Raw genomic sequence first — 25,908 nt, 5'->3', positions numbered from 1 at the left:
CGCACGCCGTAGGGCAGTGCGGTTTTTCCATCACAGCAAGCGACGATTACAAACTATTACGCCTGGTGGCTAGTAACGTAGTCGATAGCAGCTTGAACGGTAGTGATTTTTTCAGCTTCTTCGTCCGGGATTTCGGTCTCGAATTCCTCTTCCAGAGCCATCACCAGCTCAACGGTGTCAAGGGAGTCGGCACCCAGGTCTTCAACGAAGGAAGCAGTGTTGGTCACTTCTTCTTCTTTAACGCCCAGTTGCTCAGCAACGATTTTCTTGACGCGCTCTTCGATGGTGCTCATACCGTGTTTTCACTCCTAATGGACAAATTCAGGCAGCTGGCCAGTGGGTAAGTGTATAGAAAGACTTTTCAGCTTTTCAACTGAAAGCTTCACCCTCGTACCCTATTGGCCATCTGCCTATAAATAGATTGCAGCTTTATAACGGATTTTAGACAGCTCGTATGACATTTTTTTGAAGCGATCCGTCACAATTTAACTCATGTACATCCCGCCGTTAACCGGGATTGTAGCCCCAGTCACGTATGCCGCACCGTCGGATGCCAGGAAAGCGACCACATTCGCGATCTCTTGAGCCTGGCCCAGACGGCCCAGCGGAATCTGCGTCAGCAACGCTTCACGCTGCGCTTCAGGCAATTCGCGGGTCATATCGGTATCGATGAACCCTGGGGCCACCGAGTTGACCGTAATCGACCGCGAGCCCACTTCACGCGCCAGTGCACGGCTGAAACCTTCCAGACCGGCCTTGGCGGCTGCGTAGTTTACTTGGCCTGCGTTGCCCATGGCACCCACAACAGAGCCAATATTGATAATTCGACCCCAACGAGCCTTGGTCATGCCGCGCAAAACGCCCTTGGACAGGCGAAACAGACTGTTCAGGTTGGTATCAACGACGTCATGCCACTCGTCGTCTTTCATGCGCATCATCAGGTTATCGCGGGTAATACCGGCATTGTTCACCAGAATAGCCGGTGCACCGAATTGCGCCGAGATTTCAGCCAATACGGCGGCCACGGACTCATCGCTGGTTACATTCAGCTCAAGACCGGTGCCCTGAACGCCGTTTTCCTTCAACGTCGCGGCAATACGCTCGGCGCCGGCGGCGGAAGTTGCGGTACCGATGACCACAGCGCCCAGACGACCCAGCTCCAGGGCGATCGCCTGGCCAATGCCACGGCTTGCGCCGGTGACCAGTGCAACTTTACCTTGCAGACTCATGCAGGCTTCTCCTAGGTTCGGAAATTAAAGGTCAGGCCAGAGCTGCACGAGCGGCAGCGAAGGCATCCGGGGTATTGAGGTTGGAAGTCGATACGCCTTCGGCGCAACGCTTGTTCAGGCCGGCCAGGACTTTGCCCGGGCCGCACTCTACCAATTGGGTGGCGCCGTTGGCGGCCAGGGCCTGCACCGACTCAACCCAGCGAACCGGCTTGTACAGCTGTTCCAGCAGGTCGCGCTTGAGGGTTTCCAGGTCGGGAGCAACCGCGGCGCTGACGTTCTGCACCAGCGGGATCTGCGGCGCCTGCCAGTTGATCGCAGCGATCGACTCGGCAAAACGCTCGGCAGCCGGGCGCATCAGTTCGCAGTGGGACGGCACGCTGACCGGCAATGGCAACGCACGCTTGGCGCCACGGGTCTTGCAGCCTTCGATGGCGCGCTCTACCGCAGCCTTGGCACCGGCGATCACCACCTGGCCAGGGGAATTGAAGTTCACGGCGCTGACCACTTCGCCCTGGGCCGCTTCGGCACAGGCAGCAATCACGTCAGCATCTTCCAGGCCGAGAATGGCGGCCATGCCACCCTGCCCGGCCGGAACTGCTTCCTGCATCAGTTGGCCACGACGCTCGACCAGCTTGACCGCTTCACCGAGGGTCAGGCTGCCAGCGGCCACCAGGGCGCTGTATTCGCCCAGGCTATGGCCGGCAACGTAAGCCGGGCGCGCACCACCTTCAGCCAACCACAGGCGCCACAGGGCGATGGAGGCGGTCAGGATGGCCGGCTGGGTCTTGTCGGTTTGGTTGAGCAGCGCTTCCGGCCCTTGCTGGGTCAGTGCCCACAGGTCGTAACCCAAGGCATCGGAAGCTTCCTTGAAAGTTTCCAGGACCAGCAGATGTTCCGCGCCCAGCTCGGCCAACATGCCGAGGGACTGCGAACCCTGCCCTGGAAAGACGAATGCGAGGGATGTAGACATGTAACAAGCCCCTAATGATCTGGTCGTCGGAAATTGGCGCCCCACAGCTGGGAGCGCAAGAAACTGACAGATTGGATGGTCAATTGAACTGGCCGGTCACATTTAAGCATTTCCGGCCCGATTCGCCTAAGGCAACAGATCCTCAAGGCGGCCGTGCAAGCGTTGCGGCAGGTTTTCCTGGATCTCGATCAAGGCGCGCTGGATGGCACTTTGAAAACCCTGCACCCCCGCCGAGCCGTGACTTTTCACCACGATGCCCTGCAACCCCAGGAAACTCGCGCCATTGTGCCGCGCCGGTGCCAGGTCCGCCTGCAAGCGCCGCATCAATGGCAGCGCCAGGGCGCCCACCATGCGTGACGCGAGGTTGCGCTTGAACAAGGCCTCGATGCGCGCAGCAATCATCGTCGCCAGGCCTTCGCTGGATTTGAGCAGGATATTGCCGACAAACCCGTCGCACACCACCACATCCGCTTCGCCGCGGTACAACCCGTCACCTTCGACAAAGCCGATGTAGTTCAAGCCTCGCGCGCTTTGCAACAGCGTCGCCGCCAGCTTGACCTGCTGATTACCCTTGATGTCTTCGGTGCCGATATTCAGCAACGCCACCCGAGGCCGGGCCACGCCCAGCGCTTCGGCCGCCACCGAGCCCATCAACGCAAAGTGCAGCAGATGCTCGGCACTGCAATCGACGTTCGCCCCCAGGTCCAGCAACTGGCAATAGCCTTGCTGGGTCGGGATCGCCGCGACCATCGCCGGCCGATCAATGCCCGGCAGGGTTTTCAACACATGCCGGGACAACGCCATCAACGCCCCGGTATTGCCAGCACTGACACAGGCCTGGGCCTTGCCGTCGCGCACCAACTCCAGGGCCACCCGCATCGAAGAATCAGGCTTGCCGCGCAAGGCCTGGGCAGGCTTTTCATCCATGGTGATGGTTTCGCTGGCCGGCGTAACAGTCAGGCGCGCGCGATCCACCGCCGGATGGCTGGCAATCAGTTCTTCAAGTAAGGAGGGTTGACCGACGAGGGTCAGGTGCAGCGAGGGCGTGGCAGACAGGCAAGCAATGCAGGCCTGAACAATGCTGCGGGGACCGAAGTCCCCGCCCATTGCGTCAATCGCGATGACTTGAGCAGACAAGTGATTACTCGTCAGCGCCCTTGTCGATCACTTTACGGCCACGGTATACGCCTTCTGGCGATACGTGGTGACGCAGGTGAACTTCACCGGTGGTTTTTTCTACAGACAGAGTGCTCGCCGTCAGGGCGTCGTGCGAACGACGCATGTCACGGGCAGAGCGGGATTTTTTGTTCTGCTGAACAGCCATAATTGATTAACTCCTAAACGTTTGGGTCACGCTTTAACTGCGCCAATACACTGAACGGGTTGGACCGCGTTACCTCGTCCTCGCTCGGTTCGGGCTCATCGAGACCCGCCGGCTGCTGGCATTCTTCCGGATGATGAGCAGGCACAATGGGCAAGGCGAGCAAAAGCTCCTCCTCGATCAGTGACTGCAGATCCAAAGGATCTTCGCCCAGTTCCAGCACGTCATAACCTTTCGGCAACGACTGGGTATTCGCACCCTCTTTCACCACAGCATAACTGCATTCGCTGTGGATCGGCAGGGTGACCAGCTCAAGACAACGCTGGCAAACCATTTTGACTTCGGTGTCGATAAAGCTGTGGATTACCACAGACTTACGTTCATCTCGTTCAAAAATGAATTTAGCCTGCACCGTACCGACAGTGTCGGAAAGCGGGTCGCAGAGTCTCTCCAAATCGGCCAGCAGCACTTCACCTTGAAGGGTAGTGCCACGATCAGCCAATTTGCGCGGGTCAACGTGAGGTGGAATCGGGTCATTCAACATAGGCGCAGCATTATAGGGATGCACCCAGCCATGTCAAAGGAAATTCAGCCCTGTCCGTCACTGGGCCTCCCCGCTAGAATCCGCGACTGCCTTGAGGAGACGTCCATGCTGCCTTTATTACTCGCTTCCAGCTCGGTTTATCGCCGGGAATTGTTGAATCGCCTGCACCTGCCGTTCATCTGCAGTTCGCCGGATATCGACGAAAGCCACCGCCCGGACGAGTCCGCCGTGGAACTGGTGAAGCGCCTCGCCGAAGAAAAGGCCCGCGCCCTCGCCGGCAGTCATCCGGGGCACCTGATTATCGGCTCGGACCAGGTTGCCGCGCTCGACGGCCAGATCATCGGCAAGCCCCACACCTTCGCGAAGGCCCGTGAGCAACTGCTGGCGGCCAGTGGCAAGCGGGTCAGCTTCCTCACCGGCCTGGCCGTACTGAACAGCACCACCGGCCACTGCCAGGTCGACTGCATTCCCTTCACCGTGCACATGCGCACGCTGGACGCCGCACGCATCGAACGCTACCTGCGCATCGAGCAGCCCTACGACTGCGCAGGCAGCTTCAAGGCCGAAGGGTTGGGGGTGAGCCTGTTTCAAAGCACCGACGGGCCGGACGCTACCAGCCTGGTCGGCCTGCCACTGATTCGACTGGTGGACATGCTGCTGGCCGAAGGCGTACAGATTCCCTGAGAACACCACAAAACAAATGTGGGAGCGGGCTTGCTCGCGAAGGCGGTATGCCAGTCAACATCAATATCGACTGACCCACCGCATTCGCGAGCAAGCCCGCTCCCACATTTTGAGCTATATCACTTTCAAGATCTCAGCGCAGGGTCGGCCCTTGGAAGCCCATGTACAGGGCCAGCTTCTCGGCCACACTGGCGCCGAGTTTCTTCGAAAAGCGGTCAAACGGCGATTCCTGGACGGTGAAGTCCACCAGTTCTTTCTCGCCAATCACATCTCGCGCCACCGAACTGGCACTGCCCAGGCCGTCGATCAAACCCAACGGCAGCGCTTGCTCACCGGACCAGACCAGGCCGGAGAACAGTTCCGGATGCTCTTTATCCTTGAGCCGGTCACCGCGCCCCTGCTTGACGCTGGCAATAAACTGCCGATGAGTGGTGTCCAGCACGCCCTGCCAGAACTGGGTCTCATCAGCCTTTTGCGGCTGGAACGGATCCAGGAACGACTTGTGCTCGCCAGACGTGTACGTACGCCGCTCAACCCCGAGTTTCTCCATGGTGCCGACAAACCCGTAACCAGCCGCCGTCACACCAATGGAACCCACCAGGCTGGCCTTGTCGGCGTAGATCTGGTCGGCAGCGCTGGCGATGTAATAGGCACCCGAGGCACCCAGGTCGGAAATCACCGCATAGAGCTTGATGTCCGGATGCAAGGCGCGCAGGCGACGAATTTCGTCATATACATAGCCTGACTGCACCGGACTGCCGCCTGGGCTGTTAATGCGCAGAATCACAGCCTTGACCTTGGTATCTTCGAAGGCGGCCCGCAGGCTGCTGACGATATTGTCGGCACTGGCGGATTCCTTGTCGGCAATCACCCCACGCACCTCGATCAATGCCGTGTAATTGCCGCTTCGGGTGGCACTCTTTTCCATGTCCATCAGCGGACTGAACAGTGCAAGCATGCCCAGCAGATAAATAAAGGTCAGGAGCTTGAAAAAGATCCCCCAACGCCGGGAACGACGCTGCTCCTGGACACTGGCCAGCAGCGTCTTCTCCAGCAACTTCCAGCTTCTGTCATCGCCATTGTTATCGGCATTGGCCTTTTCAGGCGCCTTCCACTCATCGGTCATGCCATCCACCCCAGCAAAGACTTAATGGGCCCGGCTGAGCCAGGCCTGCAATTCAGAAAAACGGTCAATCGTCAGTCTCGGCTCGTACACTTGCAACGCCTCGGCAGACTGGGCGCCGTAGCTCACTGCCACGGAATCCATGCCAGCATTGCGCGCCATCATCAGGTCGAACGACGCATCACCCACCATTAACGCCTGCCGCGGCGACACGCCACATTGAGCGAGAATCTGTTCGAGCATCAGAGGATGAGGCTTGCTGGCGGTTTCATCCGCCGCACGGGTCGCGTCGAAATAATCTTCCCAGCCATGGGCCTTGAGCACCCGATCCAGGCCGCGACGGGCCTTGCCGGTCGCCACCGCGAGGTGATATCCATCCGAACGAAACGCTTCCATGGCCTGCGCAACGCCTTCAAACAGCGGCGAAGGCTGGGCATCCAGCGCCATGTAGTAATCGGCGTAATGCTGACGAAACGCTATCAACTCGTCATCGCCAATCTCCGGATACAGGGTGCGGATCGCCTCCGGCAGACCCAGCCCAATAATGCCCTTGACCGCCAGGTCGTCGCACAACGCGTAACCGGAACGAGTCGACGCGGCGTGCATCGACTCGACAATCCGACCAATGGAGTTACACAGCGTGCCATCCCAATCAAAGATCAGCAGCTTGTAGTCAAGGTGCGACACTCAGGCGCTCCACGGTCTTGGCCCACATCTCGTCGACAGGCGCTTGCAGCTTCAATTCGCCGCCATCCGGCAGCGGCACGGTCAGCATGTAGGCGTGCAGGAAAAGGCGTTTGCCGCCCAGATCGCGAATTTCCTTGGAGAAATCCTCGTCGCCGTATTTGGTATCGCCGGCGATGCAGTGGCCCGCGTGCAGGGTATGCACACGAATCTGGTGGGTACGGCCAGTCACAGGCTTGGCCTCGACCATGGTGGCAAAGTCACCAAAGCGACGCAGTACCTTGAACAGGGTCAGCGCCTCCTTGCCCTCTTCGTCCACCTCGACCATGCGCTCGCCGGAGCGCAGGTTGCTCTTCTGCAACGGCGCGCGGACGCTCTTGATCGAGGTCGCCCAGTTGCCACGCACCAGCGCCATGTAGCGCTTGTCCACGCCATCACCGCGCAGGGCGGCGTGCAGGTGGCGCAACATGCTGCGTTTCTTGGCAATCATCAGCAGGCCGGAAGTGTCACGGTCCAGACGGTGGACCAGTTCCAGCTCCTTGGCATCCGGGCGCAACTGACGAAAGGCTTCGATCACCCCGTAGTTCAAGCCACTGCCGCCATGGACGGCGATGCCGCAAGGCTTGTTGATCACGATCAGCTTGTTATCTTCGAAGACAATCGACGCTTCGAGGCGCTGCAACAGGCCTTGAGCCAGAGGGACCGGTTCGTCCCGCTCAGGCACCCGCACCGGCGGCACGCGGATGATGTCACCCGCCTGCAGCTTATACTCGGGCTTGATCCGGCCCTTGTTCACGCGCACTTCGCCTTTACGCAAAATGCGGTAAATCAAGGTCTTGGGCACGCCTTTGAGCCTGGCAAGAAGAAAGTTGTCGATGCGTTGGCCGGCATATTCCGGCGAGACCTCGAGCAGCTGGACGCTGGGGGTCTGGGGGGCGGTAGTCGTCATGGCGGCGATGATAACAATTTTTTATGGAATTGAAGCACTTAATCATTGCTGCTATAGTCGCGAACGCCGCCAAAAGCGGCCTGGACAGAGGACTAGCGGCAAACTGCCGGCCCTGACCATCGCAATTCATCAGGACGCGAGGCCGTCCTACGGGGCTTTCGCCACCTTGGAAGGCTCGAGATTGTAACAAGCGCAGGTGACATGAGGCCTGAAGCGAGTGCAAAAAGCAGAGTGATTACTCGCCTTTTGCGCCGATATTTACGGCCAGTTCACAAAGTGCAGTCAGTCTTGAGCCAGACCACGGCGAATGCTTCGGAAACAACGCCTGTTACGAGCTGAGTGAGAGCACAGTCGCCCACACCCGGTCTTGTTTAGCCATGAGCGTGCTCTCCCCATTGGAGAACACGGTAAATGCCAACCCGCTGCGGATTCTGCGCGCGGCAGCACCCGAATTATCAGGGATACGTGTAGGGTGGAGATGCACAACCGTCGGACTGTGTAGCACTAGGCTTATATTTAGACGCTTCATCTCGTCCACAGTCGCCGGTTGATTCCTCCTCCTGACTGAGTGCTTAAGTCACCACAGCAAGCAGGAAGCGTACGTCGCGATATCGCCCATTTTGGCGGGTATTGCTGGACACTGGAGTGGCCAACCACTCTTGACGCACCTGACACCGACCGTGAGAAGTCGTGTGTGCCGAACGCCGTTTCCGGCAGCCCGGAAACCGACGGTACAACATGAAAAGAATGCTGATTAACGCAACTCAACCCGAAGAGTTGCGTGTTGCACTGGTAGACGGCCAACGCCTCTACGACCTGGACATCGAGTCCGGTGCACGCGAGCAAAAGAAGGCCAACATCTATAAAGGCCGGATTACTCGTATCGAACCAAGCCTTGAGGCTGCCTTTGTCGATTTCGGCTCCGAGCGCCATGGCTTCCTGCCCCTCAAAGAAATCTCCCGCGAATACTTCAAGAAAGCCCCAGAAGGCCGCGTGAACATCAAGGACGTCCTGAGCGAAGGCCAGGAAGTCATCGTTCAGGTGGAAAAAGAAGAACGTGGCAACAAGGGCGCCGCCCTGACCACCTTCATCAGCCTGGCTGGCCGCTACCTGGTCCTGATGCCGAACAACCCGCGTGCCGGCGGTATCTCCCGTCGCATCGAAGGCGAAGAGCGCAACGAACTGCGTGAAGCGCTGAACGGCCTGATCGCTCCGGCCGACATGGGCCTGATCGTGCGCACTGCCGGCCTGGGCCGCAGCAGCGAAGAAATGCAGTGGGACCTCGATTACCTGCTGCAACTCTGGACCGCTATCAAAGAAGCGTCCCTGGATCGTTCCGCGCCATTCCTGATCTACCAGGAAAGCAACGTGATCATCCGCGCCATCCGCGATTACCTGCGCCAGGACATCGGCGAAGTGCTGATCGACAGCGTTGAAGCCCAGGACGAAGCCCTGACCTTCATCCGCCAGGTGATGCCGCAGTACGCCAGCAAGATCAAGCTCTACGAAGACAGCGTTCCGCTGTTCAACCGTTTCCAGATCGAAAGCCAGATCGAAACCGCTTTCCAGCGCGTAGTCGAACTGCCTTCCGGCGGCTCCATTGTTATCGACCCGACCGAAGCATTGGTGTCCATCGACATCAACTCGGCGCGCGCTACCAAGGGTAGCGACATCGAAGAAACCGCCCTGCAGACCAACCTGGAAGCGGCTGAAGAAATCGCCCGCCAGCTGCGCCTGCGTGACATCGGCGGCCTGATCGTGATCGACTTCATCGACATGACCCCAGCCAAGAACCAGCGCGCCGTGGAAGAGAAAGTCCGCGAATGCCTGGAAGCTGACCGTGCTCGCGTACAGGTTGGTCGCATCTCGCGCTTCGGCCTGCTGGAAATGTCCCGTCAGCGCCTGCGTCCATCCCTGGGCGAAAGCAGCGGCATCGTTTGCCCGCGTTGCAACGGCACCGGCATCATCCGTGACGTTGAATCGCTGTCGCTGGCGATCCTGCGCCTGATCGAAGAAGAAGCCCTGAAAGACCGCACTGCCGAAGTGCGCGCCCAGGTGCCAATCCCGGTGGCTGCGTTCCTGCTCAACGAAAAACGCAACTCGATCACCAAGATCGAACTGCGTACCCGTGCCCGCATCGTCATCCTGCCGAACGATCACCTCGAGACGCCGCACTTCGAAGTGCAGCGCCTGCGTGATGACAGCCCGGAAGCCCACGTCAACCAGTCCAGCTACGAAATCGCTGCTGCCGCTGCCGAAGTGGAAGAAGTCCAGCCAGCCGCCGCGACCCGCACCCTGGTTCGCCAGGAAGCCGCCGTCAAGACCGCGCCAGCCCGTGCCAACGCACCGGTTCCGGTTGAAGCTGCCGCGCCGGTTGCCGCACCTGCTGCCCTGCCTGAGCCAAGCCTGTTCAAGGGCCTGGTGAAGTCGCTGGTCAGCCTGTTCGCCACCAAGGAAGAGCCGGTGGCTCCAGTTGTGGTCGAGAAGCCTGCCGCTGAACGCCCTGCACGCAACGAAGAGCGTCGCAACGGTCGCCAGCAGAGCCGCAATCGCAACGGTCGCCGTGACGAAGAGCGCAAGCCTCGTGAAGAACGTGCGCCACGCGAAGATCGTGCCCCACGTGAAGAGCGCCAGCCGCGCGAGGCCCGTGAAGAAACGCCAACCGTAGCCCGTGAAGAGCGTGCACCACGCGAAGAACGTGCACCGCGCGCTCCACGCGCCCCGCGTGAAGACCGCAAGCCACGTGGCGAGCGTGAAGAACGCGTGCGTGAACTGCGCGAGCCATTGGATGCTGCTCCTGCCATAGCCGCTGCTGCTGCCACCACTGCCATTGCCGAAGAGCGTCCAGCTCGTCAGCCGCGTGAAGAACGTGCGCCACGCCCTCCTCGTGAAGAGCGTCAACCACGTGCCGAGCAAGCAGCTCCAACTGGTGAAGAAGAAGAGCTGCTGTCCAACGAAGATCAGCAACAGGAAGACGGTCAGGACAACGCCGAAGGCGATCGTCCACGCCGCCGCTCCCGTGGCCAGCGTCGTCGCAGCAACCGTCGTGAGCGTCAACGTGATGCCAACGGCAATGAAATCGAAGGCTCGGAAGAGACCGGCGAAGCTTCCGCTACTGGCGAACCGACTGGTGCCGAACTGGCTGCCGGCCTGGCCGTTACCGCTGCCGTTGCCAGCTCGGTCATCAGCGCACCTGCTGAAGCCCAGGCCAACGAGCAAGCTGAAGCCGCCACCGCTGCCATCCAGGAAAACACTGTTGTTGAGACGCCAGTTGTAGAGACGCCAGCCGTCGAAGCTCCTGTGGTTGAAGCGACGACGCCAGTCGAAGCCCCGGTTGTTCCGGAAGTGGAAGTAGCGCCGACTCGTCACGTTCGTGAAGTTCGTGAAGTTCGCGAGCCTCAGCCTGAAGCTGAAGTGGTTGCCGAACCTGCTGCTGTTGTTGAACAACAGCCAGTGGTTGAAGCCGCCGTTGAAGCACCGGTTGCCGAGCCAACCCCTGAAGTGCGTGAAGTTCGCGAAGAACAGACCGCCTTCCAGTGGACTGCCGAGCCAGCCCCAGTGGTTGAAGCGGTTGAAGCGCCAGCGCCTGCTCCAGTGGCTGAAGAAGCTCCAGCGCCAGTCGCTGAAGTGGTTGTCGCCGCTGAACCTGCAGCCGTGGTTGCCGAGCCTGCTCCAGTGGTTGAAGCACCCGTGGTTGCCGAAGTGGCAGCACCGGTGGTTGAAGCCGCTCCGACCAGCGCCCTGACCGAAAACGGCCGTGCGCCGAACGACCCGCGTGAAGTGCGTCGTCGTCGCAAGGAAGCTGAACTGGCTGCCGCTGCCGCCAAGCTGGCTGCCGAGACTGCGCCGGCAGTCGCTGAAGTTACCGAAGCAGCCCCTGCGCCGGTAACCGAAGCCGTGGTTGAGCACACTGCCCCTGCTATCGACGAGAACCAACGTTCCGTTGAAGAAGTGGTTGAGCACAACCCAAAAGCCCTGGAAGAAGAGCACGAGCCTAAACCCCTCGTCTGATTCCATCGGCCACTAAAAAGCCCCGCCTGAGTGATCAGGCGGGGCTTTTTTATGCCTGCGCTATCCGCTAGTGGTAGTTCAACAACGCCGGCACATCCACATCCCACAACACGCCGGGATCATCGACTGCCACTTCCTGCACCGAAGCCTGGGCAAACAATGGCTTTGCTCCACGATCTCCCTTCAGCGCCATCAAGGCTGGGCCGAATGAACGGCCAAACCCCACAGGATGCCCATACTGACCGGCATGCACCGGGACGCTGATACCATCGATCTCAAGGCCTGCCATCACCTGCTCGATACTCGCAGGCAGGATGAACGGCATATCCCCCAGCACCACCAGCCAGCCATCGGACGTGCCGCTAGCCGCCACTGCAGCCGCGATGCTGTCACCCATTCCAGGCGAGCACAGCAAGAGCACTTCACAGCCATGCAACTGCGCCAGCCGAATGACTTCGGTGCGATCCGGTGACGTCACCACCCAGCGCCTGGTAACCACCGCCGGCAAATTCACCAATACCTGTTCGATCACCGGCCGCGTGACGCCATCCCGGCCCATGCAGGGCGCCAGCAACTTATCCTGATTCGCCCCGGCCTCAGCCCGAAAACGACTGCCCTGCCCCGCCGCCAGGATGATCGCGGTGATGCTCGTCAACTGACCGCAGCCTGCAACGGCTTTTTCTGCAACAGATCAATCCCGTTCTTGATGGCGACGATTTCCGCCATCAACGACAGGGCGATCTCCGCTGGCGTATGGCTACCGATATGCAGGCCAATCGGCCCATGCAGCCGCGCAATGGCGTCCGTACTCAACCCCAGCGCCGCGAGGTTTTCCCGGCGCTTCTGGCTGTTGACCCGCGAGCCCAGGGCGCCAATGTAGAACGCCTTGGAATTGAGGGCCGTCAGCAGCGCCATGTCATCCAGGCGCGGGTCATGGGTGAGCGCGACAATCGCGGTGCGTTCATCGGTCTGGATATTCAGCACGGCTTCATCGGGCATGCCCGGCACAAAACGCCCGTGCTGCTCTTCCCAGCCATAGACAAACTCCTGGCGCGGGTCGCAGATCAGCACTTCGAAATCCAGCAGCCGGGCCATTTCTGCCACATAGCGTGACAGCTGGCCGGCGCCGATCAGCAGCAGACGCCAGCGCGGGCCATAAATCGCCCGCAAACGCTTGCCATCGAAGCTGACCACGTCGGTCTTGCTCGCACCGCTCAACACCACTTCACCGGTGGCCAGGTCCAACTCACGGGCGACAATCTCATGCGCCTCGCAACGCGCCAGCAATTCAGCGACCCAACCTGGATCACCCACCCGCTCTTCGGTCAGGCGCAAGGTGCCGCCGCACGGCAGACCAAAACGCGCCGCTTCGTCGCGGGTGACGCCATACGTCACAAGCTGCACCGGCGGCCCGTCATCAGGCAGCCGACCATCCTGCAAGCGGGCGATCAAGTCGTCCTCGATACAGCCGCCAGACACCGAGCCAATCACCACGCCGTCGCCGCGCAAGGCCAGCATCGCCCCCGGCGGCCGTGGAGCGCTGCCCCAGGTCTGAACCACGCTGTAGAGCACCACCCGCTGCCCGGCGCGGCGCCATTCCAGCACGCTGCGCAATACATTCAGATCAACACTGTCCATCAGGCCTTCGCCTCCTGCCAAACACGTAGCTGGTTTTGATAAACAGCATCTATGAGTTGATAAAAAATATCGGTAGTCAGCTAAGTTAACTCAGCAGCAATAAAAAAGCCCCGCAATGCAGGGCTTGGTGCGTCAAAAAACCAGCTTAGTTCAATAGCGGTTGGGCTCCATTTCCAGCACAACCTGGAAACGCTTTTCGATGTCCTGCTGGATGCGTAGCGCGAGCCCCGCAATCTCCTGGCCGGTGGCCGCGCCATAGTTAACCAACACCAGCGCCTGCAAGCGATGCACGCCAGCATCGCCATCGCGAAAACCCTTCCATCCCGCCTTGTCGATCAGCCAGCCAGCGGCCAGTTTCATCTGCCCGTCCGCCTGGGGGTAAGCCACCAGGTCCGGGTATTGCAGCTGCAACTCGGCAGCCAGCGCCTGGGACACCAGCGGGTTCTTGAAGAAGCTGCCGGCATTGCCGAGCACCGCCGGATCGGGCAGTTTCTCGCTACGGATGCTGCAAATCGCCTGACTGACATCGCTGGGAGTGGCCTGCGTAATGCCTAGCTCGGTCAGGCGCTGTTGCACCGGCCCGTATTCAAGCTTCAGGTGCACGGCACGACTCAAGGCAAAACGTACCCGCAGGATCAGCCAGCGCCCGACTTCGTGCTTGAACAGGCTGTCGCGGTAGGCAAAGTTGCATTCGGCCAGGCTGAAATCCCGCAGTTCGCCGGTCTGGCGATCAAGGGCGGTCAGGCCGGCGAACACGTCCTTGATCTCCACACCGTAGGCGCCGATGTTCTGCATCGGTGCGGCGCCGACCGTGCCGGGGATCAGGCTGAGGTTCTCCAGGCCGGAAAAGCCCTGGGCCAAGGTCCACAGTACAAACGGATGCCAGGCTTCGCCGGCTTCGGCTTCAACCACCACCTGGACGCCATCGTCTTGCACGACCCGAATGCCCTGGCTGGCCATGCGCAACACCAGTGCGTCGATGTCCTGGGTCAGCAACAAATTGCTGCCACCTCCAATCACCAGCAACGGCAGTTGTTGTTCGGCGGCGTAGGCCAAGGCCTCATGCACGTCGGCGTCGTTGCGGGCCTCGGCGAACAGCCGGGCACGCACGTCGATGCCAAAGCTGTTGAACGGTTTGAGCGAGACCTGTGCCTGTACCTGCAATGTCATAACCGGCCCTTCAATTCAATCACCAACAGGTCACACGCGCGCTCGATCAGGTCGAGTACGGTTTCGAAGCCCTGGTCGCCTTCGTAGTACGGGTCCGGCACTTCATCCACCACCGAATCGTAACGGCGCAGGAACAAGTCCAGGTCCGCCTTGCCCTGTGCTGGCTGCATGGCCTTGAGGTTGCGCAGGTTGCTCTGGTCCATGGCGAGGATCAGGTCGTAGCGGGAAAAGTCGGCACGCGACACTTGTTGTGCACGCTGGGCCGACAAGTCGTAACCCCGTTGCAGCGCCGCCCGCTGGCTGCGCTTGTCCGGTGGATTGCCAACGTGCCATTCACCGGTACCCGCGGAGGCCACTTCAACCTGATCAGCCAGGCCGGCTTCACGCAGTTTGTGGCGCAACACACCTTCTGCCGTAGGTGAACGGCAGATATTGCCCAGGCAGACGAACAGAACCTGCATCAGGCCCCCAGCAGGCGACGGACGCGCTCGAGGTCTTCTGGCGTGTCGACACCGGCCGGCGGCGCTTCCAGGGCATCGCCCACATGAATGCGCACGCCGTGCCACAGGGCACGCAGTTGTTCCAGGGATTCGGTGTTTTCCAGCCAGCACGGGCCCCATCTGACGAAGTCATGCAGGAACCCGGCGCGGTAGGCGTAGATGCCGATGTGGCGGCGGTAAGGCACGCCCGCCGGCAACACGTCGGGTTGCTTGGCGAATGCATCCCGCGCCCACGGCAATGTGGAGCGGCTGAAGGTCAGCGCCAGGCCATTGATGTCACTGACCACTTTCACCACGTTGGGGTTGAGCAGGGTCTGGATGTCTTCAATCGGCTCGGCCAGGGTTGCCATGCGGGCTTCGCCATGGGCTGCCAGGTTGGCCGCCACCTGGTCGATCACGCTGGGCGGAATCAACGGCTCGTCACCTTGGACGTTGACCACGATGGCGTCCGCCGCCAGCCCCAGCTTGGTGGCCACTTCGGCCAGGCGGTCGGTGCCGGAATTGTGGTCTTCACGGGTCAGCACCGCTTCGGCGCCAAAGCTTTTGCAGGCCTCGATGATGCGCGGATCATCGGTGGCCACCACCACCCGTTCGGCGCTGCTTTTGCAGGCCTGTTCCCACACCAGCTGGATCATCGGCTTGTTGCCGATCAGCTGCAGCGGTTTGCCGGGCAGGCGGGTTGACGCATAGCGGGACGGGATGACAACGGTGAAGGCGGTGGTCATTTATCCAGGCGCTCGTCGGTGGTCAGGGTGCGGGCTTCGCTTTCAAGCATTACCGGAATGCCATCACGGATCGGGTACGCAAGGCCGGCGCCCTTGCTGATCAGCTCGGTTTTGTCGGCGCTGAGCTTGAGCGGACCTTTGCAGATCGGGCAAGCGAGGATATCGAGCAGTTTGGTGTCCATGAGTATGTCCTGGAGAGCAGCGTTTTAAGGCAAAAGGCGAGCGGGCAGCAAGCGCATCAACTGCGTGTCGAACCAGGCGGTAAACGCCGGTGACGGTGCCGCGTCCACCGCAAGGTACCACCAGTCGGGCCTGGCAAAGGCGCGGCACTTCACCGCGTCCTTTTCAGTCATGACCAACGGCAGTGCCGGTGTGAAATTCAAGACCTCGGCGCTGTAGGGCGCGTGGTCGGCAAAAGCATGGGGTATTGGGCGCCAGTGTAGCGTTTCAAGGGTATTGAAGAAACGCTGCGGGTTGCCAATGCCAGCCACCGCATGCACCTGCTGCCCCACCGGAAAATGATCGACGGGTTTACGCTCGCCGCTGTGCAGATTGACCAGCGCAGTGGGCAGCAGACGGAAGGCAAAGCCGTCCTCACGGTCTGAACCGGCGCCGTTATAAAGCAGCGCATCGACGCTGTGCAAACGCTCGACTGGTTCGCGCAATGGGCCCGCCGGCAGGCAGCGACGATTGCCAAGCCCTCGGGCGGCATCAATCAGTACCAGTTCCAGGTCGCGGGCCAGGCGGTAATGTTGCAGACCGTCGTCGGAGAGAATCAGGTCCAGGGTTTCGCTGGCCAGCAACGCCTTTACGGCGCGGCTGCGGTCCGGGTCGATCATCAGTGGCACGCCGCTGCGTTGCACGATCAACAAGGGTTCATCCCCCGCCACCGCCGCGCTGTGACTGGCTTCGACGCGCCATGGAAACGCTGGCGGCTTGGCGCCATAGCCACGACTGACCACACCGACGCGCAAACCGCTGCGCTGGCAATGGTCGATCAGCCAAAGAATCAAGGGGGTCTTGCCGGTGCCGCCAACGGTGATATTACCGACGACCACGACCGGCACCGGCGACTGGTAGATCTCGCCCTCGCCCGCCAGGAATCGCGCGCGTTTGCGCTGCACTACCCGGCGATAGAGGGATTCCAGCGGCCGCAACAACGCGAGCGCCGGATGGCCTTCGTACCAGGCCTTGAGCAAACGATCGGTGATGGCCATCAGGGTTGGCTCGCCGCCTCGACGGTGGTCATGCGCAAATGGCTGAAACCGAGCTTGCCGGCAGCGTCCATCGCAGTGATCACGGCCTGGTGCTTGGTGTTGCCGTCGGCGCTGATGGACAGTGGCAAGTTAGTGTCGCCACCGGACTCTTTCTGCAACGCCTCCATCAGGCTGGCCAGGTCGTTTTTCTCCAGCAACTGATTATTGACCGAGAACACGCCATCGGCGCTGATGGCGATGTCCAGTTGCTTGGCCTGCTGGTCTTCCGCCGGAGAGCCGCTGACGGCTTCCGGCAGGTCGACGCGCAGTTGGGTTTCCCGGGTAAAGGTGGTGGTGACGACAAAAAACAGCAGCAGGATAAACACCACGTCAATCAACGACGCCAGGTTGATATCGACGTTTTCCCGTTGCTTGCGGCGAAATTTCACGCTTTGCCCTCAACCAGGTCCACGTCACGGTCGCCCTGCACCACTTCCACCAACTTGATGGCTTCCTGCTCCATGCCCACCACCAGCTCATCGATGCGCCGTTGCAGGAAACGGTGGAAGAACACCGAAGGAATACCGACCATCAGGCCCGCCGCCGTGGTGATCAAGGCCTTGGAAATACCACCGGCCAGCACGGCGGCGTTGGTAGTCATGCCCGAGCCCATGAAGGAGCTGAAAATATCGATCATGCCCAGCACCGTACCGAGCAAACCGAGCAACGGCGCCATGGCGGCAATCGTACCCAGGGCATTGATGTAGCGCTCCAGCTCGTGGATGACCCGGGCGGCGGCCTCTTCGATGCATTCCTTCATGATCTCGCGACCATGCTTGGAGTTGGCGAGGCCGGCGGCGAGGATTTCACCCAGGGGCGAGTTGGCGCGCAGCTCCTTGAGTTTTGCCTTGTCCAGTTGCTTGTTCTTGATCCAGCCCCAGACCTGGCCCAGCAGGTGGTCAGGTGTTACACGGCTGGCACGCAGGGTCCACAGGCGTTCGGCGATGATGCCGAGTGCGGCGATGGAACTCAAAATGATCGGCAACATCATCCAGCCGCCGGATTTGACCAATTCCCACACAGTGAATGTCCCCTCGAAAAAGTGCGCCACTTTACCATAAGGGTTTGGCGGAAGGGCTGACCTGCCCCAGAGCATCCTGTCGCAGGGGCCGGTCTTTGGTAACTCTGTTTTGCGGCGCAGGCTCACGCCAGAAACGCCGCTGGCTGCGCGCGGCCTCCGGCGGCTGGAAAGTGCCCAGTTGCAGGCGGAGCGCGCCTTGTTCGGCACTGTCATAAATCAGGCTGCCCAAGGCTTGATAACGCGCCATCACCTGGGGATGCGGATGGCCGAAGGCATTGCTGCGGCCACGGGAAATCAACACAGCCTTGGGGGCGAGGCGCTGTAGAAACGGCCATGACGACGAGGTGCGGCTGCCATGGTGCGGCGCTTGCAGCCAATCGACAGGAGCACCCAGGGGCGTGGCCAGTAATGCCCGCTCGGCGTCACGGTCAATATCACCGGTCAGCAACAACCGTTCGCCATTGGCCTGCACCAGCAACACACAGGACATCTGATTACCGTCCGTCGCATCCGGCCATTGCCATAGCTCGAACGTCACGCCATCCCATTCCCACCGCTCGCCACTGACACAGGCTTGCGTACCGAGAGCCGCTGGCAGCCGCTTTGTCTCACCCCCTACCACACGTTTGATCGGCAACCCTTGAGCAACGGCCAACGCACCGCCGGCATGATCGGCATCGGCATGACTGAGCAGCATCACGTCCAGCCCCGCAACCCCCAGCTTGCGCAGCGCAGGCAGCACGACGCGAGCGCCGAGATCAAACTCACCGGAGCGCGGCCCGGCGTCATAGAGCAGAACGTGGTTGCGGGTACGCAGGATGATCGACAAACCCTGGCCTACATCCAGTTGCACCACATCCACTTGCCCGAGGGGCACCGATTCCCGAGGCGGAAACACCGCCAGCAGCAACATCGGCCAGCCCAGCAGGCGAAACGGGATGCCCTTGGGCAGCAACAACAGCACCGCCCCCAGCAGGCTCACCAGCCAATAGCCAACGGGCACTTGCGCCGGCATCCAGGCCGGCAAGTACTGCGCCAGCAACGCCAGAGCCTTGAACAGCCAATCCAGCGTGCCGCCGGCCAGCCATAACAATCCCTCACCTATATAAGGCAGCGGCAGTAACACCGTACCCAGCAAGGCCAAGGGCAACACCACCAGGCTGATCCACGGCACCGCAACCAGGTTGGCCAGCGGCCCGCTCAGGCTGATGGGCAAACCGAGCACCAGCAGCAACGGAAACAAACCGATGGCAATCAACCACTGGGCCCGAGTCCAGGCCTGCCAGGCACGCCAGGGACCCAGCCGGCCACTGAACGCCAGGATCAGCACCGCCACCGCCGCAAAGGACAGCCAGAACCCCGGTTGCAGGCTGGCCAGCGGTTCGAGGATCAACACGGCATTGAGTGCCAGCAACAGCGGCCACCAAATCCCCAGGTGACGAAACCGCAGGCGCCACAGCAACACCAATCCCACCATCACGCAGGCCCGTTGCACAGGCACCTCGAAACCCGCCAGCAAGCCGTAGCCCAGCGCGGCGGCAAATGCCAGGCCGCAGCCCCAAGGCAGCCACGGCAAGGGTTTCGGCCAGCACCCGTAGCGGGCCAGACCGGCGACCAGGCCATAGATCAACCCTGCCAGTAGCCCGATGTGCTGCCCGGAAATCACCAATAAGTGCACGGTGCCGGTGTCTTGCAGAATCCGCCAATCCTCGGCGGCCAGCCCGGAACCATCCCCGAGCACCAGCGCCGCCAGGCCCGCCTCTCGCCCTTGGGCATCCACCGCCAACAGCCGCTGGCGAATTCCGTCGCGCCAGGCATGCCGCGCGGGCGCCAGCTTCTGGCCGTCCTTGACCGAACCGGTGGCGCCGACCCGCTGCGCCAGCAGCCAGGCTTCATAGTCAAAACCACCGGCATTGAGCAAACCGGACGGACGCTTGAGGGTGACGGCCAACCGCCAGCGCTCACCGCTCTGAACCGGCGGCCCGCCTCGCCAGGACAGCCGAATACGCTTCGGAAGCAGGTCCTTGCGTGACCGGCTGTCGGCCAGTTCGAAACGCACACCGTCACCTGTCTGCTGCGGTAACCCGGTAACACGCCCCTCCACCCAACGGGTCTGGCCATCCAGACGCGCGGCCAACCGGTCATCCAGCGCCCACTGCGCACTGAGGCACGCCCAGCCCAGCCCGAGCAGGAAAAACGCCAGCGGATAGGTACGAAAAGGCAACAGCATCAGGGCCAGCACCGGCATCAACAGCAGCCAGCCGCTGGACGGCAACGCGGGTAAAAAGCGCAAGGCGAGCAGCCCCAGCGCGAGTGCGAACATCCCTGTTCTCATGGATCGTTCCTTGAAAGCGACCCATTGAGTCTTAGTCGGGCTCCCGATGCGGCCTATTATTATTTGTCACAAAGTCTGAATTTCCCGTTCGTAGAATGCGGGCATACTTGCCCCTCGAACTGACCTGGACCCCTTATGCCACGGCGCTTATTCAAACGGTACATGCCCGATCCGACCAGCATCCGGGAACACAAATCCTTACGCTTTCTCGGCAAATTGCTGCATGACCCGAATCTCTGGCACCTCAATCGGCACTCGGTCGCGCGGGCGATGGCCGTTGGTCTGTTCGCGGCATTTATCCCCATTCCCTTGCAGATGCTGCTGGCGGCAATCCTCGCCATCAGCGTGCGCGGCAATATGCCGATTGCCGTCAGCCTGGTGTGGCTGACCAACCCGATCACCATGCCGCCGGTGTTCTTCTGCACCTATATGACCGGGGCCTGGCTGATGAATGTGCCGCCCCGCAGCATGCCCGACGAGCTGACCTGGGAATGGATCAGCGGGCAATTATCGACGCTGTGGCAACCTTTCCTGCTGGGCTCTGTTGTATTGGGGTTGGTGATGGCGGCGCTGGGCTATTGCCTGACCATGGGCTATTGGCGCTGGTGGGTGGCGCGCCAATGGAGAAAACGCAAACAGCGTAGATTGTAGGCGTCAGCGGGCGAGCAAGCGCATATGTACACGCAGTCCCAGGCCGGTATTTTCCGCCCACAGGTTGCCGTCCTGGCGCTGCACGGCGTTGCGCGCAATGCTCAAGCCCAGGCCAAAACCGCCGTCGCCGGGCCGTGAACCGTCCAGCCGGGTGAATGGCGCAAAGATCCGCTCCAACTCCACCTCATCAATCCCGCCGCCCTGGTCTTCCAGCCACAAGTGCCAGTGATCACCCTCACGTTGCCCGCCCAATTGCACGGTGCCGTCTTGCGGAGAATGCCGGATGGCATTGCGCAGGATGTTCTCCAATGCCTGGGCCAGCAGGTTCAGATGGCCACGCACCCAGCAGTCAGCCCCAAGCTCGCATTGCAAGCGTGAAGCCGGCCAGCCACTTTCAAAACAGGCGTTTTCCCGGAGCATGTCCCACAGTGCCTGCACCTGGATGTCTTCCTTGGGCAGCGGCGCACGTTCAGTATCGAGCCAGGCCAGTTGCAGGGTGTCTTCCACCAGGCGCTGCATGCCGTCGATTTCCCTCCCCAGGCGCTCGCGCAGTTGGGTCAGGTCTTGCTCGCTGTCGCAGGCGACGCGCAAACGGCTCAGTGGTGTGCGCAGCTCATGGGACAAATCCCGCAGCAGTTGCTGTTGCAGGGCTACGGTGCCTTGCAGGCGTTCCGACATCTGGTCAAACGCACGGCCCAACTCCCCCAGTTCATCCGGGCGGCTGGTGGTATCGCGGGAAAGCCGGGTGCTCAGTTGATCGGCGCGCCAGGCGTTGGCCTGCTCCCGCAGGTGGTTGAGGGGCATGATCAACAGCCGGTAAAGGCCGATGCAGAGCAACAGGGTGAACAGGCCGGGAATCAAGCCATTGGTGACGATGCGCCAGAACAGCTGGTTTTGCCCGGGCATGAAACGCCGTGGCAATTCGATCACCAGGGATCCCGCGCCCGGGTCGAGCGGGAACGGGATTTTCAACCACGGCAAGCCCTTGGCATGTCGGCTGACAGGCCAGTCCAGGCCACGCAGGAAGGTCAGGCGCTGGCTTTCCTTGTCCGTCAGCGGGTAGCTGCTCAGGGATTGCAGGTCGTTACCGATGACGCCCACCCAGGTGCGCTCGCGCTGGCCCAGGGTGTGCAGCCACTCGTCCACACCGGCGTTGCCGCCCTTGTTCCAGGCCAGTTCCGCACCGGCTGCATAACCGCTCAACGTGGCGCGTGCTTCGTTGGACAGAAAAGCATTCTGCTCTTCCATGTACCGGCCCCAGGACCAACTGAGCCAGATCATCAGCAAGCAGAACGCGATCAGCAGGCAGGCCAGTTTCCAGAATAACGAATGCTTGCCCGGCAGCCGTTTGAGCGCGGCCTTAAAGCCCGTCATCGTGACCGCTCAACACATAGCCCTTGCCCCACACCGTGCGCACTTCCCGCTCGCTGTAGCCGATGGCCTTGAGTTTGCGACGAATCTGGCTGATGTGCATGTCCAGGCTGCGGTCATGGGGCGCGTAGCCGCGCTGAAAGACATGCTGATAAAGGAAGGCCTTGCTGAGGACTTCTTCGCCATTGCGGTGCAGGGTTTCCAGCAGACGGTATTCACTGCGGGTCAGGCCGGCCCACTGCTCCCGGTGAAACACATCACACCGCTCATCATCGAAACGCAGGCTACGGGCATCGTCGCGCACCGCCGCCAGGGCCGGCAAAGGCCGCCGATCCAGGGCGACTCGGCGCAGGATCGCCTCGATGCGCACCCGCAACTCCGCCATGCTGAACGGCTTGGGCAGGTAATCGTCCGCCCCCAGGCGAAAGCCGCTGATGCGGTCGGCTTCAGCACCCAGGGCCGACATCAGGATCACCGGGATCGAATGGCTCTGGCGCAAATGCGTGAGCACCGACAAACCGTCCATGCCCGGCAACAGAATATCCATCAACACCACGTCGAAGCGTTGATCGCGGGCCATTTGCAGGCCCTGCTGGCCGTTCTGGCACCAGGTCACCTGGAAGCCACAGCGGCCCAACTGCTCATGGACATAAGCGCCAAGCACAGGATCGTCTTCTATCGCCAGGATACTGGGTAAGCCAAGTGATGCGGGATTCATTAGCGTCTGCAAGTCATTCTCAATGACTGATTATTCAAGATCGGCCCCCCAACAGCAACTGCCGTCGGGCGTCCAGGGGCCCGCGGTTTGCCGCAGGTCATTAATTTTGCAAGATTCCACGCCGCGCAAATGGCTACACTGCGCAGGTGGCGCGGGCCGGATGCCTGCGTGGAATTCGACAACAGTGTGGTAGCAGGAGAGTGGCGTGCTTACGAGAATGGGAATAAAAGGCCGCGTACTGTTGCTGACCTTATTGCCTACCAGCCTGATGGCGTTGCTGCTGGGCGGCTATTTCACCTGGATGCAGCTCTCGGAGTTGCAGTCGCAGTTGCTGCAACGGGGCGAGATGATCGCCGAGCAACTGGCACCTTTGGTCGCCCCGGCCCTGGGCACCAAAAACACCGACCTGCTGGAACGAATCGCCACCCAGTCCCTGGAGCAAACCGACGTACGCGCCGTGTCGTTCCTGGGGCCTGACCGCACACCGCTGGCCCACGCCGGCCCGACCATGCTCAACCAGCCGCCGATTGGCAACAGCTCGCACCTGTTGCAGCGCACCGGTAATGACGCAACCCGCTATCTGCTGCCGGTATTCGGCCGCCATCGCAACCTCGCCGGCGAACTGATCCCGGACGAATCCGACCGCCTGCTGGGTTGGGTCGAGCTGGAGCTGTCCCACAACGGCATGCTGCTGCGCGGTTACCGCAGCCTGTTCGCCAGCCTGCTGCTGATCGCCATCGGCCTGATCTGCACCGCGGCCCTCGCCTTGCGCATCAGCCGTACGATCAACTCACCGATCGGTTTGATCAAACAGGCCGTCGCGCAGCTCAAGGACGGCAACCTGGAAACCCGCTTGCCACCGCTGGGCAGCCAGGAACTGGATCACCTGGCCTCGGGCATCAACCGCATGGCCGAGACCCTGCAAAACGCCCAGGAAGAATTGCAACACAGCATCGACCAGGCCACCGAAGACGTGCGGCAAAACCTGGAAACCATCGAGATCCAGAACATCGAGTTGGACCTGGCTCGCAAGGAAGCCTTGGAAGCCAGCCGCATCAAGTCGGAGTTTTTGGCCAACATGAGCCATGAGATCCGCACGCCGCTGAATGGCATCCTTGGCTTCACCCATTTGTTGCAGAAAAGCGAGCTGTCGCCTCGCCAACTGGATTACCTGGGCACCATTGAAAAATCCGCCGACAACCTGTTGGGCATCATCAACGAAATCCTCGACTTCTCGAAAATCGAGGCCGGCAAGCTGGTGCTCGACAGCATCCCGTTCAACCTGCGGGACTTGCTGCAAGACACCCTGACCATCCTCGCCCCGGCCGCCCACGCCAAACAGCTGGAGCTGGTGAGCCTGGTCTATCGCGATACGCCGCTGTCGCTGGTGGGTGACCCGCTGCGGCTCAAACAGATCCTCACAAACCTGGTGAGCAACGCGATCAAGTTCACCCGCGAAGGCACTATCGTTGCCCGCGCCATGATTGAAGACGAACAGGAAGACAGCGTGCAACTGCGCATCAGCGTGCAGGACACCGGCATCGGCCTGTCGAACCAGGATGTACGGGCGCTGTTCCAGGCATTCAGCCAGGCGGACAATTCGTTGTCACGCCAACCCGGTGGCACCGGCCTTGGGCTGGTGATTTCCAAGCGCCTGATCGAACAGATGGGCGGTGAGATTGGCGTCGACAGCACGCCGGGAGAAGGCTCGGAATTCTGGATCAGCCTGAACCTGCCAAAAACCCGTGACGATATCGAAGACCTACCCTCCGCGCCGCTGCTGGGCCGGCGCGTGGCCGTGCTGGAAAACCACGAGCTGGCGCGCCAGGCCCTGCAACATCAGTTGGAAGACTGCGGCCTGGAAGTCACGCCGTTCAACAGCCTGGAAAGCCTGACCAACGGCATCACCAGCGCCCACCAGACCGAACAGGCCATTGACCTGGCGGTGCTGGGCATCACCGCCAACGATATCCCGCCGGAGCGTTTGAACCAACACCTGTGGGACCTTGAGCACTTGGGCTGCAAGGTGCTAGTGCTGTGCCCGACCACCGAACAGCTGCTGTTCAACCAGTCGGTGCCCAACCCCAATAGCCAGTTGCAGGCCAAACCCGCCTGCACCCGCAAACTGCGCCGCGCCCTGGCCGACCTGATCAGCCCGCGCCCGTTGCGCAGCGAACCCGGCGAGCCACTGTCCAGCCGCGCACCACGGGTGCTGTGTGTCGACGACAACCCGGCCAACCTGCTGCTGGTGCAAACCCTGCTGGAAGACATGGGCGCCAAGGTCCAGGCGGTGGAAAGCGGTTACTCGGCCATCGAAGCGGTAAAGCAGGAAGCCTTCGACCTGGTGCTGATGGACGTGCAGATGCCCGGGATGGACGGCCGCCAGAGCACCGAGGCGATCCGCACGTGGGAAAGCGAACGCCATGGCACGCCGCTGCCCATCGTCGCGCTGACGGCCCATGCGATGGCCAACGAAAAACGCGCCCTGCTGCAAAGCGGCATGGATGACTACCTGACCAAACCCATCAGCGAGCGGCAACTGGCCCAGGTGGTGTTGAAATGGACCGGGCTGGCCCTGCGCAACCAAGGCCCGGACCGTGGTACCGAAAGTTTCGGGCACGCCGCGCAATTGCCGGTGCTGGACCACGAAGAAGGTTTGCGCCTGGCGGCCGGCAAGGCGGATCTGGCGGCGGACATGCTGGCGATGCTGCTGGCTTCCCTTGAAGCCGACCGTGAAGCGATTCGCGTCGCCCGGGACGCCAACGACCGCAACGCCCTGATCGAGCGGGTGCACCGCTTGCACGGCGCCACCCGGTATTGCGGCGTGCCGCAACTGCGTGCGGCCTGCCAACGGGCCGAGACCCTGCTCAAACAGGACGACGCCAAGGCCATGCCGGCCCTGGATGAACTGGACATGGCGATTGCCCGGCTGGCCAGCGAGGCGCGGGTCAGCGCGTAAACTTTCGGGGCAATGTGGCGAGGGAGCTTGCTGTGGCTAGGGCGCTTGT

At 61.3% G+C, this 25,908-nt stretch carries 25 protein-coding genes; 4 read left to right on the top strand and 21 right to left on the bottom strand.

From position 1 onward, the window contains the following. Nucleotides 1-56: 56 nt before the first annotated feature. The 6 genes from acpP to SNL23_RS01445 form a co-directional block, all read right to left on the bottom strand. Nucleotides 57-293, bottom strand: coding sequence for an acyl carrier protein (gene acpP / locus SNL23_RS01470; protein ID WP_010165887.1), 237 nt, complete (start codon nt 291-293; stop codon nt 57-59). A gap of 192 nt (nt 294-485) precedes the next feature. Further along, a complete protein-coding gene (gene fabG, locus SNL23_RS01465) occupies nt 486-1,229 on the bottom strand; it encodes a 3-oxoacyl-ACP reductase FabG (protein ID WP_076015072.1) in 744 nt (247 codons plus the stop codon). A 31-nt stretch (nt 1,230-1,260) separates the two neighbouring features. Continuing rightward, on the bottom strand, nt 1,261-2,199 hold the full coding sequence (gene fabD / locus SNL23_RS01460; protein WP_318301404.1) for an ACP S-malonyltransferase: 939 nt from the start codon (nt 2,197-2,199) through the stop codon (nt 1,261-1,263). A gap of 126 nt (nt 2,200-2,325) precedes the next feature. After that, nucleotides 2,326-3,336 carry a phosphate acyltransferase PlsX gene (plsX, locus tag SNL23_RS01455; RefSeq protein WP_318301403.1) on the bottom strand — a complete coding sequence of 337 codons (1,011 nt, stop codon included), beginning with the start codon at nt 3,334-3,336 and terminating at the stop codon, nt 2,326-2,328. A gap of 4 nt (nt 3,337-3,340) precedes the next feature. Then, the gene (rpmF, locus tag SNL23_RS01450) at nt 3,341-3,523 is read right to left on the bottom strand and encodes a 50S ribosomal protein L32 (protein WP_004371305.1); all 183 of its coding nucleotides are present in this window, start codon (nt 3,521-3,523) and stop codon (nt 3,341-3,343) included. Nucleotides 3,524-3,536: 13 nt separating this feature from the next. Beyond that, entirely contained in the window at nt 3,537-4,064 is a 528-nt protein-coding gene (locus SNL23_RS01445; RefSeq protein WP_076015069.1) for a YceD family protein, read from the bottom strand. A gap of 105 nt (nt 4,065-4,169) precedes the next feature. On the opposite strand from SNL23_RS01445, the gene SNL23_RS01440 reads away from it, so the two are divergent. Beyond that, on the top strand, nt 4,170-4,748 hold the full coding sequence (locus tag SNL23_RS01440; RefSeq protein WP_318301402.1) for a Maf family protein: 579 nt from the start codon (nt 4,170-4,172) through the stop codon (nt 4,746-4,748). A 133-nt stretch (nt 4,749-4,881) separates the two neighbouring features. Here SNL23_RS01440 and SNL23_RS01435 read toward each other — a convergent pair whose 3' ends face one another. From SNL23_RS01435 to rluC, 3 genes are read right to left on the bottom strand one after another with little or no spacing between them, the layout of a single operon-like run. Then, the gene (locus tag SNL23_RS01435) at nt 4,882-5,874 is read right to left on the bottom strand and encodes a S49 family peptidase (RefSeq protein WP_076015067.1); all 993 of its coding nucleotides are present in this window, start codon (nt 5,872-5,874) and stop codon (nt 4,882-4,884) included. 21 nt (nt 5,875-5,895) lie between these two features. Then, nucleotides 5,896-6,558, bottom strand: a complete 663-nt coding sequence (locus SNL23_RS01430) for an HAD-IA family hydrolase (RefSeq protein WP_318301401.1) — start codon at nt 6,556-6,558, stop codon at nt 5,896-5,898. Then, the gene (gene rluC / locus SNL23_RS01425; protein WP_076015065.1) at nt 6,545-7,504 is read right to left on the bottom strand and encodes a 23S rRNA pseudouridine(955/2504/2580) synthase RluC; all 960 of its coding nucleotides are present in this window, start codon (nt 7,502-7,504) and stop codon (nt 6,545-6,547) included. The genes SNL23_RS01430 and rluC overlap by 14 nt, the downstream gene beginning before the upstream one ends. Nucleotides 7,505-8,251: 747 nt before the next feature. Here rluC and rne point away from each other — a divergent pair. Next, nucleotides 8,252-11,515: a ribonuclease E gene (gene rne, locus SNL23_RS01420; protein WP_318301400.1), complete on the top strand. Its 3,264-nt coding sequence runs from the start codon at nt 8,252-8,254 to the stop codon at nt 11,513-11,515. A gap of 67 nt (nt 11,516-11,582) precedes the next feature. Here rne and SNL23_RS01415 read toward each other — a convergent pair whose 3' ends face one another. The 10 genes from SNL23_RS01415 to SNL23_RS01370 form a co-directional block, all read right to left on the bottom strand. Further along, on the bottom strand, nt 11,583-12,170 hold the full coding sequence (locus tag SNL23_RS01415) for a nucleotidyltransferase family protein (protein WP_318301399.1): 588 nt from the start codon (nt 12,168-12,170) through the stop codon (nt 11,583-11,585). After that, nucleotides 12,167-13,153 carry an XdhC family protein gene (locus SNL23_RS01410; RefSeq protein ID WP_076015062.1) on the bottom strand — a complete coding sequence of 329 codons (987 nt, stop codon included), beginning with the start codon at nt 13,151-13,153 and terminating at the stop codon, nt 12,167-12,169. The genes SNL23_RS01415 and SNL23_RS01410 overlap by 4 nt, the downstream gene beginning before the upstream one ends. Nucleotides 13,154-13,303: 150 nt before the next feature. Further along, on the bottom strand, nt 13,304-14,323 hold the full coding sequence (gene murB, locus SNL23_RS01405; RefSeq protein WP_318301398.1) for a UDP-N-acetylmuramate dehydrogenase: 1,020 nt from the start codon (nt 14,321-14,323) through the stop codon (nt 13,304-13,306). After that, on the bottom strand, nt 14,320-14,784 hold the full coding sequence (locus tag SNL23_RS01400; protein WP_010165863.1) for a low molecular weight protein-tyrosine-phosphatase: 465 nt from the start codon (nt 14,782-14,784) through the stop codon (nt 14,320-14,322). The genes murB and SNL23_RS01400 overlap by 4 nt, the downstream gene beginning before the upstream one ends. Then, nucleotides 14,784-15,548, bottom strand: a complete 765-nt coding sequence (gene kdsB / locus SNL23_RS01395) for a 3-deoxy-manno-octulosonate cytidylyltransferase (RefSeq protein ID WP_318301397.1) — start codon at nt 15,546-15,548, stop codon at nt 14,784-14,786. Before kdsB ends, SNL23_RS01400 begins: the two co-directional genes overlap by 1 nt. Then, the gene (locus SNL23_RS01390; protein ID WP_003174668.1) at nt 15,545-15,730 is read right to left on the bottom strand and encodes a Trm112 family protein; all 186 of its coding nucleotides are present in this window, start codon (nt 15,728-15,730) and stop codon (nt 15,545-15,547) included. Before SNL23_RS01390 ends, kdsB begins: the two co-directional genes overlap by 4 nt. Nucleotides 15,731-15,754: 24 nt before the next feature. Next, the gene (lpxK, locus tag SNL23_RS01385; protein ID WP_318301396.1) at nt 15,755-16,765 is read right to left on the bottom strand and encodes a tetraacyldisaccharide 4'-kinase; all 1,011 of its coding nucleotides are present in this window, start codon (nt 16,763-16,765) and stop codon (nt 15,755-15,757) included. Beyond that, a complete protein-coding gene (locus SNL23_RS01380) occupies nt 16,765-17,193 on the bottom strand; it encodes an ExbD/TolR family protein (protein ID WP_004371361.1) in 429 nt (142 codons plus the stop codon). The genes lpxK and SNL23_RS01380 overlap by 1 nt, the downstream gene beginning before the upstream one ends. Continuing rightward, entirely contained in the window at nt 17,190-17,825 is a 636-nt protein-coding gene (locus tag SNL23_RS01375) for a MotA/TolQ/ExbB proton channel family protein (protein ID WP_063033914.1), read from the bottom strand. Before SNL23_RS01375 ends, SNL23_RS01380 begins: the two co-directional genes overlap by 4 nt. A 31-nt stretch (nt 17,826-17,856) precedes the next feature. Continuing rightward, nucleotides 17,857-20,148: a DNA internalization-related competence protein ComEC/Rec2 gene (locus SNL23_RS01370; protein ID WP_318301412.1), complete on the bottom strand. Its 2,292-nt coding sequence runs from the start codon at nt 20,146-20,148 to the stop codon at nt 17,857-17,859. Between the two features lie 147 nt (nt 20,149-20,295). Here SNL23_RS01370 and SNL23_RS01365 point away from each other — a divergent pair, with 147 nt between their 5' ends. Further along, nucleotides 20,296-20,811, top strand: coding sequence for a DUF2062 domain-containing protein (locus tag SNL23_RS01365; RefSeq protein ID WP_076015057.1), 516 nt, complete (start codon nt 20,296-20,298; stop codon nt 20,809-20,811). Nucleotides 20,812-20,814: 3 nt separating this feature from the next. On the opposite strand, the gene SNL23_RS01360 is transcribed toward SNL23_RS01365, so the two are convergent. Together SNL23_RS01360 and SNL23_RS01355 are read right to left on the bottom strand one after the other, a co-directional pair. Continuing rightward, complete coding sequence (locus tag SNL23_RS01360; protein WP_318301395.1) at nt 20,815-22,185, bottom strand: sensor histidine kinase; 1,371 nt, start codon at nt 22,183-22,185, stop codon at nt 20,815-20,817. Next, complete coding sequence (locus SNL23_RS01355) at nt 22,172-22,900, bottom strand: response regulator transcription factor (protein WP_076015055.1); 729 nt, start codon at nt 22,898-22,900, stop codon at nt 22,172-22,174. The genes SNL23_RS01360 and SNL23_RS01355 overlap by 14 nt, the downstream gene beginning before the upstream one ends. 205 nt (nt 22,901-23,105) lie before the next feature. On the opposite strand from SNL23_RS01355, the gene SNL23_RS01350 reads away from it, so the two are divergent. Beyond that, the gene (locus SNL23_RS01350; protein ID WP_076015054.1) at nt 23,106-25,859 is read left to right on the top strand and encodes a response regulator; all 2,754 of its coding nucleotides are present in this window, start codon (nt 23,106-23,108) and stop codon (nt 25,857-25,859) included. Nucleotides 25,860-25,908 lie beyond the last annotated feature (49 nt).

The sequence above is a fragment of the Pseudomonas sp. SED1 genome (assembly GCF_034044025.1).
In the GTDB taxonomy this organism is placed as follows: Bacteria; Pseudomonadota; Gammaproteobacteria; order Pseudomonadales; family Pseudomonadaceae; genus Aquipseudomonas.
Note: the sequence above shows the minus strand (reverse complement) of the source record. Positions and strands in the feature narration are given on the sequence as shown.

Excerpts from the sequence above, each read along its gene's own strand:
- acpP (WP_010165887.1), bottom strand. The coding sequence starts at position 293 with ATGAGCACCATCGAAGAGCGCGTCAAGAAAATCGTTGCTGAGCAACTG.
- fabG (WP_076015072.1), bottom strand. The coding sequence starts at position 1,229 with ATGAGTCTGCAAGGTAAAGTTGCACTGGTCACCGGCGCAAGCCGTGGC.
- fabD (WP_318301404.1), bottom strand. The coding sequence starts at position 2,199 with ATGTCTACATCCCTCGCATTCGTCTTTCCAGGGCAGGGTTCGCAGTCC.
- rpmF (WP_004371305.1), bottom strand. The coding sequence starts at position 3,523 with ATGGCTGTTCAGCAGAACAAAAAATCCCGCTCTGCCCGTGACATGCGT.
- SNL23_RS01445 (WP_076015069.1), bottom strand. The coding sequence starts at position 4,064 with ATGTTGAATGACCCGATTCCACCTCACGTTGACCCGCGCAAATTGGCT.
- SNL23_RS01440 (WP_318301402.1), top strand. The coding sequence starts at position 4,170 with ATGCTGCCTTTATTACTCGCTTCCAGCTCGGTTTATCGCCGGGAATTG.
- SNL23_RS01435 (WP_076015067.1), bottom strand. The coding sequence starts at position 5,874 with ATGACCGATGAGTGGAAGGCGCCTGAAAAGGCCAATGCCGATAACAAT.
- rluC (WP_076015065.1), bottom strand. The coding sequence starts at position 7,504 with ATGACGACTACCGCCCCCCAGACCCCCAGCGTCCAGCTGCTCGAGGTC.
- rne (WP_318301400.1), top strand. The coding sequence starts at position 8,252 with ATGCTGATTAACGCAACTCAACCCGAAGAGTTGCGTGTTGCACTGGTA.
- SNL23_RS01410 (WP_076015062.1), bottom strand. The coding sequence starts at position 13,153 with ATGGACAGTGTTGATCTGAATGTATTGCGCAGCGTGCTGGAATGGCGC.
- murB (WP_318301398.1), bottom strand. The coding sequence starts at position 14,323 with ATGACATTGCAGGTACAGGCACAGGTCTCGCTCAAACCGTTCAACAGC.
- SNL23_RS01400 (WP_010165863.1), bottom strand. The coding sequence starts at position 14,784 with ATGCAGGTTCTGTTCGTCTGCCTGGGCAATATCTGCCGTTCACCTACG.
- kdsB (WP_318301397.1), bottom strand. The coding sequence starts at position 15,548 with ATGACCACCGCCTTCACCGTTGTCATCCCGTCCCGCTATGCGTCAACC.
- SNL23_RS01390 (WP_003174668.1), bottom strand. The coding sequence starts at position 15,730 with ATGGACACCAAACTGCTCGATATCCTCGCTTGCCCGATCTGCAAAGGT.
- lpxK (WP_318301396.1), bottom strand. The coding sequence starts at position 16,765 with ATGGCCATCACCGATCGTTTGCTCAAGGCCTGGTACGAAGGCCATCCG.
- SNL23_RS01370 (WP_318301412.1), bottom strand. The coding sequence starts at position 20,148 with ATGTTCGCACTCGCGCTGGGGCTGCTCGCCTTGCGCTTTTTACCCGCG.
- SNL23_RS01365 (WP_076015057.1), top strand. The coding sequence starts at position 20,296 with ATGCCACGGCGCTTATTCAAACGGTACATGCCCGATCCGACCAGCATC.
- SNL23_RS01360 (WP_318301395.1), bottom strand. The coding sequence starts at position 22,185 with ATGACGGGCTTTAAGGCCGCGCTCAAACGGCTGCCGGGCAAGCATTCG.
- SNL23_RS01355 (WP_076015055.1), bottom strand. The coding sequence starts at position 22,900 with ATGAATCCCGCATCACTTGGCTTACCCAGTATCCTGGCGATAGAAGAC.